General features: G+C 46.0%; 15 protein-coding genes. 11 read left to right on the top strand and 4 right to left on the bottom strand.

Annotated elements, in window-relative coordinates:
- On the bottom strand, positions 1-972 hold the full coding sequence (locus Q0C15_RS03275; RefSeq protein ID WP_297216093.1) for a kinase: 972 nt from the start codon (positions 970-972) through the stop codon (positions 1-3).
- Between the two features lie 138 nt (positions 973-1110).
- On the opposite strand from Q0C15_RS03275, the gene Q0C15_RS03270 reads away from it, so the two are divergent.
- The 4 genes from Q0C15_RS03270 to Q0C15_RS03255 all read left to right on the top strand — a co-directional run bounded on the left by Q0C15_RS03270 (position 1111) and on the right by Q0C15_RS03255 (position 3904).
- The gene (locus tag Q0C15_RS03270; protein ID WP_297216089.1) at positions 1111-1584 is read left to right on the top strand and encodes a hypothetical protein; all 474 of its coding nucleotides are present in this window, start codon (positions 1111-1113) and stop codon (positions 1582-1584) included.
- Positions 1585-1646: 62 nt separating this feature from the next.
- On the top strand, positions 1647-2000 hold the full coding sequence (locus tag Q0C15_RS03265; protein ID WP_110640618.1) for a PadR family transcriptional regulator: 354 nt from the start codon (positions 1647-1649) through the stop codon (positions 1998-2000).
- Positions 2001-2033: 33 nt separating this feature from the next.
- Entirely contained in the window at positions 2034-2699 is a 666-nt protein-coding gene (locus Q0C15_RS03260; protein WP_297216086.1) for a DUF3834 domain-containing protein, read from the top strand.
- An 11-nt stretch (positions 2700-2710) separates the two neighbouring features.
- Positions 2711-3904, top strand: a complete 1194-nt coding sequence (locus tag Q0C15_RS03255) for an MFS transporter (protein ID WP_297216084.1) — start codon at positions 2711-2713, stop codon at positions 3902-3904.
- A gap of 3 nt (positions 3905-3907) precedes the next feature.
- On the opposite strand, the gene Q0C15_RS03250 is transcribed toward Q0C15_RS03255, so the two are convergent.
- Positions 3908-5434, bottom strand: a complete 1527-nt coding sequence (locus Q0C15_RS03250; protein WP_297216081.1) for an APC family permease — start codon at positions 5432-5434, stop codon at positions 3908-3910.
- A 127-nt stretch (positions 5435-5561) separates the two neighbouring features.
- Here Q0C15_RS03250 and Q0C15_RS03245 point away from each other — a divergent pair, with 127 nt between their 5' ends.
- The 5 genes from Q0C15_RS03245 to Q0C15_RS03225 all read left to right on the top strand — a co-directional run bounded on the left by Q0C15_RS03245 (position 5562) and on the right by Q0C15_RS03225 (position 9046).
- Positions 5562-6206, top strand: a complete 645-nt coding sequence (locus Q0C15_RS03245; protein ID WP_297216078.1) for an ACT domain-containing protein — start codon at positions 5562-5564, stop codon at positions 6204-6206.
- 186 nt (positions 6207-6392) lie between these two features.
- Entirely contained in the window at positions 6393-7673 is a 1281-nt protein-coding gene (locus tag Q0C15_RS03240) for a thiolase domain-containing protein (protein WP_255414304.1), read from the top strand.
- Positions 7670-8164, top strand: a complete 495-nt coding sequence (locus Q0C15_RS03235; RefSeq protein ID WP_110640350.1) for a Zn-ribbon domain-containing OB-fold protein — start codon at positions 7670-7672, stop codon at positions 8162-8164. Before Q0C15_RS03240 ends, Q0C15_RS03235 begins: the two co-directional genes overlap by 4 nt.
- A gap of 20 nt (positions 8165-8184) precedes the next feature.
- The gene (locus Q0C15_RS03230) at positions 8185-8628 is read left to right on the top strand and encodes an NUDIX domain-containing protein (RefSeq protein ID WP_297216074.1); all 444 of its coding nucleotides are present in this window, start codon (positions 8185-8187) and stop codon (positions 8626-8628) included.
- 52 nt (positions 8629-8680) lie between these two features.
- Positions 8681-9046 (top strand): DUF3198 domain-containing protein, encoded by a 366-nt coding sequence (locus tag Q0C15_RS03225; RefSeq protein ID WP_297216071.1) that lies wholly within the window; start codon positions 8681-8683, stop codon positions 9044-9046.
- On the opposite strand, the gene speE is transcribed toward Q0C15_RS03225, so the two are convergent.
- A complete protein-coding gene (gene speE / locus Q0C15_RS03220) occupies positions 9039-9860 on the bottom strand; it encodes a polyamine aminopropyltransferase (protein WP_297216068.1) in 822 nt (273 codons plus the stop codon). The two genes, Q0C15_RS03225 and speE, sit on opposite strands and share 8 nt — an antisense overlap.
- Before the next feature lie 105 nt (positions 9861-9965).
- Between speE and Q0C15_RS03215 the strand changes: the two genes are divergently transcribed.
- Entirely contained in the window at positions 9966-10898 is a 933-nt protein-coding gene (locus Q0C15_RS03215) for a deoxyhypusine synthase (protein ID WP_297216066.1), read from the top strand.
- An 82-nt stretch (positions 10899-10980) separates the two neighbouring features.
- The gene (locus Q0C15_RS03210; protein ID WP_297216064.1) at positions 10981-11436 is read left to right on the top strand and encodes a peroxiredoxin; all 456 of its coding nucleotides are present in this window, start codon (positions 10981-10983) and stop codon (positions 11434-11436) included.
- 209 nt (positions 11437-11645) lie between these two features.
- Here the strand turns inward: Q0C15_RS03210 and Q0C15_RS03205 are convergent.
- Positions 11646-12180 (bottom strand): hypothetical protein (locus Q0C15_RS03205; protein WP_297216061.1); only part of this gene is annotated, 535 nt, incomplete at its 5' end.

Below are 12180 nucleotides of genomic sequence, written 5' to 3'. Positions count from 1 at the left end.
CTATCTGTCCTGATAGTATATGATCCTTGATCCCTCAAAATCAAAATCGTAATCTATCTGGCGCAACCCAAGCTCCTTCAGCCTGTCCCTTTTTTCCCTATCTATGAAGAACAGCAGAAAGCCTCCTCCTCCTGCACCTATGAGCTTTCCGCCATAGGCGCCAAGATCCCTTGCACGCGAGTAAAGGCGATCTATCACATCATTTGAGATCTTACCGGACAACCTCTTCTTGAGGGCCCAGTTCCGATCCATTATATCTCCGAGTTCCTCTATGCTGCTGGAATAGAGCTTCACTGCGAATTCCTCCGCCAGCTTCTTCATCTCCAGGTACTCTTCGGTATGTTCTTCTATCCTTGATATCTGATCGGTGTGTATCTCCGTGGACGACCTTTCAACGCCTGTGTAAAGCAGAATCGTATTTTCTTTCAGATACTGCAGGCGTTCTGTCTTCAGCGGTATGGGATTGACGCGAACCTCACCATTCTGGAGGAACTGAAGGAGGTCTATTCCGCCGTATGCGGCCATATACTGATCCTGCTTGCCTCCGGCTTCTTTCAGAATCTCTCTTTCGATCTTGACGGCCTCCTTTGCAAGAGTTTCATTGGATACGTATTCTGATCTGTAGGCATGCAGGGCGTTGAGCAGACCCACAAGAAAGGATGATGAGGATCCAAGGCCAGTGCCCTGAGATGGGACATCACTTATGGAAAGTATCTCTATCCCGCCATCAAGATCCAGCAACTTCAACGCCTCTCTGACTGTTGGATGCCTGATCTCATCGACCGAATCAACGATCTCGGTTTTTGAATAGGATACCCGGATCTTGCTGTCAAATTTCTTGTTGACTATGATGTATATGTACTTGTTTATCGCGGCAGACACCACTGAGCCTCCGTGCTTTGAGTAAAAATCAGGCAGATCTGTACCGCCACCGACGAAGGTTATCCTGAGCGGCGTACGTGTTATTATCATTTGCGTTAAAATCACGATCGATCTATTTAATTTTTGTTTGCTGGGGCAGAATACGTTCGCTTTGACCGGCGATATTGTGATCTAGATATGCAATATCTGATCATGCATGTGAAAAGTTTCAATTAGTATTTTTGCATTATGCATCCGATAACTATAAAGACGCATGACGTTGTTCTGGGGCTTATCGTTGCGGCTATTGGCGGTATAGTCTTTACCGTCAGTCTATATCTGGGAATAGCCAATATGATAATAGGCATCATACTGCTTTTCTTTGGTCTTGAAGTTCAGATACCCCTGGGGGCAAAACAGGACGTCAGATTCGAGGGCAAAGTCAGATATGAATGGGCCATAAAGGAGGGCTTGGCGCGGATAGCGGATGGACGCATGCATGTGGACAAGGGCGTTTTCCTGAGCATAATGGAGAAGTCAAAGGAGGCACTGAACTACGCTGATAACATACCTGAATTTGGCATGGAGGCTATTTACCTGTATTTCTCAAACAGGGAGAGGGCAGCCCACATAGCCGATCAGCTGAGATCTGCAGGCATAGACGCAGATGTGCAGGATGATAAGGTGGGCAGCACATTGAAGATAAGCTTCACTCGAAAATGAAGGAACCATCATAGATAAATGTCTTATAGACAAGTTTTTAAGCTATGGACTCATGTGATTATATGAACACCGACCCCACCCGTGAGAGGATACTTCATGGGTTGATAACGCTGTATATATTGAAGGAGCTTGTGAAACGCCCCATGCATGGATATGAGCTGCAGAAGAGCATGTATGAAACGACAGGCCAGTCTCTGCCTCAAGGGTCTATATACATCCTGCTCAAATCCATGAAGGAGAAGGGCTATGTGACTGCGGAATCCGCAGTAAACGATAAGGGGCAGCAGCTGACCATATATCACATCACTGAGGAGGGCAAAAAGTTTCTCTGCAACCATTCTGAGGCCCTGCTGCTGGCTAGAAAGATAATAGACGACCTTCTAAGCACTGTTAATCTCATAGAGTACAAGAATTAATAAGTTATTTATAGATAAATGACATAGCGATGTATGGAAAAGATAAAGGTTATTGCAGCTCCTGGTCCTGTATCATACCCGATCATTGCTGCAAAGTCTGATGTTTTTGATATTGTCTTTGACAAGGAAGGAAAGGGCGATATAGTGCTTGATTCCAGCGTTTCGCTCATCAGAAGGGGTATAAATTTCAACGTCTCTCTAATAAGAGGTCTTTCTATCATATCCCCAGGCATCGGTAGAAGGATCGCAGTCTGGAGGCGTGGAAGTGCAAACGATGTTCTGCTCAGAGCTGTCCTTGATCTTGAAAATATAAAGGCGGATGTGTTATATGCAGAGGATCAAAGGGAGATCATGGAACTGCTTAAGAGCGGAAAGGTAGATTCTGCGGTGGTGGCATCACCTTTCGGCAGCGGTGTGAAGTTTGAGGACATCATGATCAAGCATGGGATAGCCATGCCAGGTAGCTGTACGGCATACGTTAGAGACGACCTAATGGACCTTTTCTTTAGCGAATATAAGAGGGGTGTCGATAACCTCAGATCGGATCCTGAGGAGGTCTCTAAGTATGTGGCTTCAAAACTGCCGAACAGCGTCGATCCTAAATTCATTGCTGGAACTATAATCAGATCGGACGTCTCTCCGGTTCGGGTTTCAGATTCCTCAAGTTTCATTGAAACTGTGAAAAAATACCTGAATTGAAAGTGATCGCGATGTCTAGGGAAAACGTTAGCGGTATCTCGTTCATCTCGATGCTCCTGATCATAGTCTCGATAACGTTCGCGGTCAGGGGGAGCAACAACATGTATATGACGGAGATACCGCTTATCGCTCGCTACGTATTCCATTATGGCGAATTCCTAGTCGGTGCGATATCGGCCCTGACTGCAGTGGGAACATTCATAATGAGTGCGCTGATAAATTCCAGGCTAAGATCAAAGGAGAGGCGCAGGGTTTTCATAGCTTCTTCACTTATATATGCGGTGGTATTTCCGCTGTTCTATCTTTCGAATGCGATAACGATATGGCCCATAGCATTCTTTGCCGGCTTCTCACTCGGCGCGCTTATGCCAAACATAATAACATCTGCTGGCCTGCTCCCTGACAGAAAGCAGAGGGAAAGGCTGCTGTCCATATATACCCTCACGCTGAGCATTTCCCTCGTCGTTGGCCCCGCTCTTGAGGGCTATCTACTGAAATTCATGCCACTTTTGAAGACCTTCCTCGTTTTCAGCATTTTCCCCATAATCGTATTCGGAATGTCCTTCTTCCTGAGGTTCCCCGATGAAAGAAACATGCAGAAGATAGAAACTGGGGAAGTTCTCAGGAACCATGGATTCAGAGCGGCGATCTACAATATAATGACATATAACATCCCCTTTGCCTTCATACTCACATTTGGCGGTATTTACGCTATGTCAAGGTTCGATGTGACGTATTCAACCGTGACGCTCATGTTTGCCAGCTTCTTCTTCACATCATTCCTGAGCAGGGTTCTTCTTGCCGTAAGGCCTCCAGAGGACATATGGAAGCTGATGATACTCTCGGTGGTCATAACATCGATAGGTCTCATAGGCATTGTGGAATCTTTGAATATTCTCATGCTGGAAGCTTGCTTCCTTCTTCTGGGATTCCCCCATGGCTTCACCTTTCCACTGTCTGTTATCTCCATATCCAGATCATTCAGCACAGAATCAAGAAATGCGGCCAACAGTCTGTTTTTCTCCGTAATGATGGCGGTCGGAGCAGTTATGCCTTTTGTCTCTGGCGGGCTCGTCAGCGCTATAGGACTGAAATATTCATTCGGGATACTGGTGCCGGTGATAATAGCGCTTCTGTTCATGCTGAGCCATGAAATGTCATGCATAAAAAAAGGTAAATCGAATGAGGGTCTGCTCCCCTCATGATTTTTACGAGAATGATAGTTTTTCAACCTGAGACACAGATTCTGGAGTAGATCTTGTGCCTATGTAGAAGACTCCAAGCGCCACAGCCATGGTCAGTACTATGTCCAGTGGGAACGGTATCAGATCAATACCATAGCTTCCGAGGTAGGATATAACCGGCAGTATTGCGAGTATTATGACTATATAGATGCCCTGGGAGAGGTCTTTCAACGGATTCTTTCCGGAGAAGACGAACAGCGCCAGGCCAACAAGGGCGATTATGCTCATGTAAAGCGTTGTGGGATATTGAGACCAGTAGACTATCAGAACTGATAGGGCAAAGCCGATCGGTGCCAGTATCTTCAGCGCAGGAAGCCTGAATCCCTTTGATGCTACGCCATACTTATCGAAGATGGCCAGCGATACAGGCCCACTCATATAGGCGATTATTGTCAGATCCGAATTTACTGAAACGAGGGACTGCCATGAAGGAAACGGCAGAACAAAGAGTATCATGACGATGAGATCGAATATGAGAGCATATATGGGCACCTGCCTGGAATTCAGTGCAGATATCCTCTTCGGGAGAAATCCCATCTCGCTTATCCTGTATGAAACCCTCGCAGTCGTTGTCTGGTAGATGCTGCTGGTTCCAAGCGGCGAAATTATCCCATCGAAAAGGAGCACGGATGCAAGCGCGCCGAGACCCAACGTAGAGGCCAGCACCAGCATAGGGCCACTGGAATAACCACTGTTTGCAAGTGCAGACCAGTCACCGGGCTTTATGTTCCCCCACTGAAGTGAGCCTATGAATGCGATCTGGACTATCATGTATATCGCTGAGGCCACAGCTACCGACAGAATTATGGCCAGTGGTACAGTCCTCTGCGGGTTTTTAGCCTCTCCTGAAAGTTCAACAGCCTGCCTGAAGCCGAGGAACGAAAAGGCGATTCCTGCACCCGGAACTGCTGTGAATATGCCCTCCGGCTTTACTGTTCCAACCAGCGTGAAGTTCCTGATCGAGAATATCGTGAATATGAAGAAGAAGCTGGTTATGATTGGTATCGCTATCTTCATGTAGGATATTATGTTGTTGAATCTTGACGTGTTTCTGATCCCGGTTGCATTCAGGGCGAAGAAGAATATCAAAAGCCCTACGGCAAGCAGTATACCTACAGGGGTAAGGAGGCCATCGCTGTTCAGGAGGCCCGGTATCAGGAAGCTCAGGTAGCTGATTGCTGCTATAACCTCAAGCGGCGGTGTAGAGGCATAGCCGAGAAACAGCGACCATGCGTTCAGCGACCCGGCCACGGTTCCATTTGAGAGGAAAGGGTATCCGGCAGCAGCTCCGGCCATTGGCACCCTGCTGCTTAGATCGGCGTATATCAGCGCCAGTATGGCAACTATGCCTGTTCCGACCAACCATGAAAATATGGAGTAAGGCCCGGCCATGGATGAGGCATAGAAAGCTGAAAAGAGCCAGCCCGATCCTATCATGCCGGTTACTGAAGCCATCATGAGATCGATTACACCAAGTTCCTTTTTCATCATTGATCTATCCGATTTTTCATCTACTTATAAGCTTGGCGTCCTTCTCTGGATTTTATGGACGTATTTGTCCTATTTTGGATATTAATATCCAGAAATAAACTTATGTATCAAAATGGGATGTTATAAGATGAGCATATCAGAGGAAGTGAGGGCATATATCGAAAGAAATCCCCATATCATGCGCGCGCTGAATGAAGAGGTGATCAACTACTCTGCACTTGCTAGAAAGATAATGGAGGAAACTGGCCTTGAGAATTTTCAGGCCATAATCGCTGCGCTAAAGAGATACAGGGCTCCAGCCTCCGATATAGATCACTCATCCATACTCTCTAGATCAAGCGTGGAGATGTACACGAACATATCCGTGGTGATACTGAAGCCGAAGAATGAAAACGTGAAGATGGTTCTGAACAACGCGGAACGTTCTATGCTCAATTACAGCAGATTCAGGATAATTCAAGGGGTACAGGGCGCAGTGGTGGTCATCAACGATAACGATCTGGATCGAATAATGCGTGGAATTCCGAAGAGTGAGATCATAAGCGTGGACAGGAAGCTTGCTGAAATAGTGATAACTAGCCCGCAGACGATAACGTATACTCGCGGTTACGTGGCTCATCTCTCATCGCTTCTTGCCTATCATGGGATAAATGTCGTTCAGCTGGTCTCCTTCTACACCGATGTGACATTCATACTTGAATCCAAGGATCTGACGGCGAGTTTCAGCATAATATCCGACATCATCGAGAGATCAGCACAGCGGAAGGCCTGAGGATAAAAAGGGCAACGAGCTGAATTTAAGAGATGCGAGAGATCTGTCATGGTTCGATGAGTTCCTTTGACAATAATCGCCCCAGAACATCATCGAGGGATTTATTTATATGGCTATAATAACACCTAATCGAATCCTTATTAAATTAATTATTTTCTACCAATATTCGCAAAACTTTTATTAATTATATTAAGTTATACCAATATGAAGGAAAAGCCCAGAAATGTGTATATGGTTGCCGGAGGCGTGACAAAATTCGCCAAGGCATCACCTGAAATGGATTTTCGGCTGCGAGTGAAGAAAGCCTTCGATTATGCAATGAATGATGCTGGACTGACTCTGGCCGATATAGACGGATCTGTTGCATCCTATTTTTCGGACCATTTCCAGAGGCAACTGATGTCCGGGATAATGGTGCAGGACTATCTTGGGCTTGTACCAAAGCCGAGCAAGAGAATCGAAGGCGGTGGAGCGACAGGTGGGCTTGCGTTCCAGGCGGGCTATGAAGAGATAGCCTCTGGGCGTATGGATACGGTTGCGGTCTACGGATTTGAAACCATGTCACATGTCAATACTTGGAAGGGCAATGAGTTCATAGCTCTGGCCAGCGATACTAATTTCGACTACCCCATAGGCGGCTTCTATACGGGCTATTATGCGATGATGGCCGTTCGCCACATGTATGAGTTCGGAACAACCGTTGAGCAGATGGCCAAGGTTTCGGTCAAGAATCACGGAAACGCCCTTCACAATCCCTATGCCCAGAGCCCCATGAAGCTTACGGTGGAGGACGTTAGAAATGCGCCAATGGTATCGTATCCACTTACCAGACTTGACGTCTGCGCCATGTCTGATGGTGCGGCAGTGGCGATACTGGCATCGGAAGATAAGGCATTCGAGATAACCGATCATCCCGTTCTGATAAAGGGCATAGGCACCGGTACAGATTCCATGAGGCTGGCCGACAGGCCTTTTGGCGAGGTGCCACTTTTACCAAACGAGAAACCTTCTGATTACAAGGGCCTGAAATATCCCGGCGTGCACTCCTTCAGGGCAGGGCGCATGGCGGCGAAGGAAGCATATGAGATGGCAGGCATAACCGATCCGATCAATGAGATCGATCTGATAGAGCTCCATGACGCCTACACCTCGTCAGAGATACAGACGTACGAAGATCTTGGACTCTGCAAGTACGGCGAAGGCGGTCAGTTCATAGACGAGGGAAAGCCGGAGCTCCATGGCAAGATACCCGTCAATCCATCCGGAGGGCTTCTGGCTGCTGGCCATCCTGTTGGAGCCACGGGAATAATGCAGGCAGTGTTCATGTTCTGGCAGCTCCAGCACACTGTGAAGAAACACTTCCATGACGATTATTTGCAGGTTCCAAATGCGAAGAGGGGGTTAATTCACAGCCATGCTGGAACGGGTACCTACGTTACTGTAACTATAATGGAGGCGGCAAAATGACACTTGATCCAAATGCAAAACTGCCAGAAACCGAAGAGGGAACGGTGGTATACAACACCGATCCGCTCATAGTGAGATCGCATTATGAGATAGATTACATACACAGCTATGCGCAGGACAGCGAATTCTTCAGAGCACTGGGAAGAAAGAAGTTGATGGGAAGCAAATGCAAAAAATGCGGTTATGTCTATGCCACACCCAGATCGCATTGCATGATGTGCGGTGCGGAGACCGAATGGTATGAACTCCCGCTTAAGGGACGTGTACATACATTCACGACCTGCTATTTCAGTGGAGAGGAGTTTCTGAACGAAACGCCATTCAACCTCGTAATGGTCGAGTTCGACGGAGTCAATTCGCTCTTCATGAGCAGGCTGATCGGGGCTGAGACAAAGGACATATACATAGGGATGCCCGTCAGAGCAAAATTTAGAAGGAACTTAAAGATGAACGTAACGGACGTTTACTTCGTACCGGACGTTGAAAGATAATGAGGCATGGGGAGGCAGCAGTGGGCTTGATCATCGACAGGAGCGATCTCATCCTGATAAAGAGGAAGGTCAGGCCAGATGATCCATGGTCCGGAGATGTTGCCTTCCCCGGTGGTTTTTTGAAGGAAAATGAGAGCCCGGCGCAGTGCGTTCTCAGGGAGATAAGGGAAGAGGTATCGCTATATCTCACGGAGAGGGATATACTCGCAGAGATGCCAATCCACTATCCCATGTCGAGGCAGCTGCCTGTGCATCCATTCATAATAAGGGGATATTCCCTCGAAGAGGCAACGCCAGGAGAGGAGGTCGACGAGGTTAGGGTTGTCAACGTATCCGAACTCATAAAAGATTATGACCAGAACAAAGGTAACATATACAGATATCAGGACTGGATCATTTGGGGGCTGACTTACAGGATTCTCACAACGTACATCGAACGCTACTATGGGAATTTTGACTTCTGATCATTTTTCAGGGAAAACGACATTTAAAATATGGAGATATATTTAACAGAATATGGAACGATCCCTCAGAGACTATCAGTTCATCATCTATGCGGTTGTATTTGTAGCAAGCTTCACTGTACTCATAATAGCTTCAAACCAGCTATTGTTCCACAATGCATTCCTAAATGCTGCAGCCTTTGATGTTGGCGACTGGGTATACTGGATATTTGCCCTGAGCTTCATCTTTACAATTACGATGGCCTATCTTATGGTGAAGAATCTCAAGGATAGAGCTAAGTTCGAATCCATGATCAACAGCCCAAGCAAGAGCATCTTTGTGAGGAATATGAACGATCTAGAGATGCTCGCCGCTAGACTGGGAAAAAGCTACAAGATACAGCTGGATCAGGCAAAGGAAAAATGGAAGGTCAAGTGATCAGATCCTTCACAAACTGTGGCAGTTTGAACGATCCGTCCATTACCTCAGCATTGAAGTATTTTCCTGAGATGCTGACCGGCCTCGGCTTCATTGTCCAAGGCGATGCGACAGTGAACGACCAGAAACCGCTCGGATAAGTCGGTATGAATCCCGTATAGACGCGCACATCATTGAAAACCTCTTTCATGCCGGAATAGGCAAGTTTTATTGCCTTTGGCTGGTAAAAGGGAGAGCCGGACTGCGACACCAGGACTGCCCCCTGGTTCATGATCCTCTTTGTGTCTGCATAGAACTCCTTTGAGAACAGCCCTTCGGCTGGCCCTTCTGGATCGGTTGAATCGATTATTATTAGATCGAACTTTTCTTCCGTATTCTTAACGTACTTTATGCCGTCCTGTATTAGCAGCTTGACCCGGCTATCACTGAAGGCAGAAGATAGATTTGGAAAGAATCTCTTCGACACCTCGACCACCTGATCGTCTATTTCAACATTGACTATGCGCCTCAGGCCGAGATCTAGAAGGCGCCTCGCTGCTCCACCATCACCGCCTCCGATGATGAGTGCGCTCTCTGGAGCTTTCTGGGTGAGGTGATACGGCACCATCGTTATAAGTTCATGGTAGATGTATTCATCCCTCTCGGTAAGCTGTACGGTACCGTCTATGGCTAGGAGCTTACCGAAATCATAGGTGTCGAACAGATCGATCCTCTGATAATCGGTCTTTATGGACAGGAGCTGATCGCTTACCCTGAATGAGAGCTGCAGATTGTCTGAATATCTTTCTGAGAACCAATTTTCTATTAACTTCATCCCGCTTTTATTGTTTGTGCGTATTTAGATTTTAGCCGATTGAAAAATTCTTTATGGTGAATCGGTCAATGCAGAAAGCTAAAATCAGCGATACAATATACTCTCATGGATAGAAAGCAGCTTTTGACTAGACCGGTCAGAGATCTCTCCATAAGTGCAGAAACAAAACTTGGCGATCTCATGTCTCAGTTCTCAAGCGTTGGTGGATTCACGGCGGCGAAGATATATGAGGCATACACCATAATAAGGGATATGCTGCAGGAGGAGAACACAACGTTTCTTTCATTTCCGGCCGATATAATATCCACTGGATTGCGAGGGGTCATAAATGAAATTGTGAAGAGAAAGCTCGTGGATGTCATAATAACAACATCTGGAACGCTTGATCACGACATAGCCAGAACTTACAGGGATTACTACTGTGGATCCTTTAGCTACAGCGATGTTGAACTGAGGGACATAGGTATAAACAGACTCGGCAATGTACTGGTTCCCGATGAATCATACGGAGAGATCATCGAGGAGAAGGTCATGGAATCGCTGGAGAAATTGTACGGAAAAAAGAAGGAATGGGCAACCGTTGATCTCATAAGGGAGGTTGGCCTTGATATAAACGATGATCGCTCAATACTCTACAACGCGGCCAGAAACGACATACCTGTGTTTGTGCCGGGTATAACCGATGGTTCCTTTGGATCACAGCTGTGGAGCTTCTATGAGCAGCACCATGACTTCAAGATAAACCTTCTTGAAGACGAGCACAGGCTGTCTGATATAATATTCGATGCAAAGAAGACGGGTGCAATAATGATAGGCGGAGGAATATCGAAGCATCATACCATCTGGTGGAATCAGTTCCGCGATGGATTGGATTATGCAGTTTATGTGACTACCGCCCAGGAATATGATGGGTCGCTTTCTGGGGCGAAGCTGGAGGAAGCAATTTCGTGGAAGAAAGTGAGGCCAGATGCTAGGTATGTAAACGTATATGGTGATGCGACGGTCATAATACCGCTACTAATGGCACCATTTCTATGAACATTTTTATCTTTGATATTGTGTTTTTAATCATGCAGGTAGGATATCATAACATTTATTAATTTATAACATATATTACTTTATGGAACTTTTAAATGTTGGTGAAATAGCTCCGGATTTTGAGACAATCGATCAGAATGGAAACACTGTAAAGTTAAGTTCGTACAGAGGAAAGCCAGTTGTTCTTTACTTTTATCCGAAGGATAACACGCCTGGATGCACAACTGAGGCCTGTAATTTCAGGGACAATTTTAATTCGTTCAAAGAAGCTGGTGTGGAGGTTATAGGGGTAAGCGTTGACTCGCCAGAGTCGCACAAGAGGTTTGCTGAAAAGTACAATCTGAACTTCACACTGGCTTCAGATAAATCGAAGGATATCGTTAAGAAATACGGCGTGCTTGGGCTGGCCACGGCAAAACGTGTGACATATATAATAGATCCCTATGGAAAGATAGCGTACGTCTATCCTAAGGTGACGCCAAAAGATCATGCGCTCGAGGTCATGAACAAGCTGAAGGAATTGAATCTTGTTAAATAATGGATTGGCACGATCTGGAAATACATGTTAAATATCATCAGAATAGCATTTCATCAACGGAAATATACCTATATTCCATGGCCGGAGATCACCATTGTACATTGATAGTTCAACAATCTGATAAAATATCTGTAAATCTTAAATTTTCATAATGGAATGCGTGATGATCTATCTGCATATAAAATAAAAAATAGAATCTATTTTTAAATTTAATTTATAGATTCGCTCATGCTCAGGCTAAAGGATGGTGCACTCTTCCCAGATAATATGGATCCCGATCCGATCTCAAACGCTACATATATCGTTGTTTTATCCGTTACATTATAAAAGGTGAATGTATGACTTCCAGGGCTTGCTAGTGAGAAAGAATCCACCGATCCAGAGTTAGAGATAGTTGTTCCGCTTATATAGAACGGACTTTCTGAGAGATAGATCGTTGTACCAGCTGGAAACGCACTGCCACCAGATGCAGCATCAGTCTTAGCACTTGGGACATTAATGGTTACGTTGAAGGTTCCTGGCATGGAACTCGTAAAGTTAATGTCAAGAACATTGACTTCATATATGGTCTCGTTGGTCATGACTCCAAGAGTTATGTTACCTATTACTTCGCTTTCGCTGCTAGATCTAGCATGCCACCCAAATCCCACGCTCATGTTCGCCGCCATATAGTTGCTTCCAGGCTGTATGTAGAATAAAGGTTGAGCCTCTACCCCTGTTCCGCCGCTGAAGCCAACGACAAGA

Source organism: Thermoplasma sp., from assembly GCF_023256435.1.
Classification (GTDB): Archaea; Thermoplasmatota; Thermoplasmata; order Thermoplasmatales; family Thermoplasmataceae; genus Thermoplasma.
The sequence above is the reverse complement of the archived record's forward strand: the minus strand, read 5'-3'. Positions and strand labels throughout refer to the sequence as shown.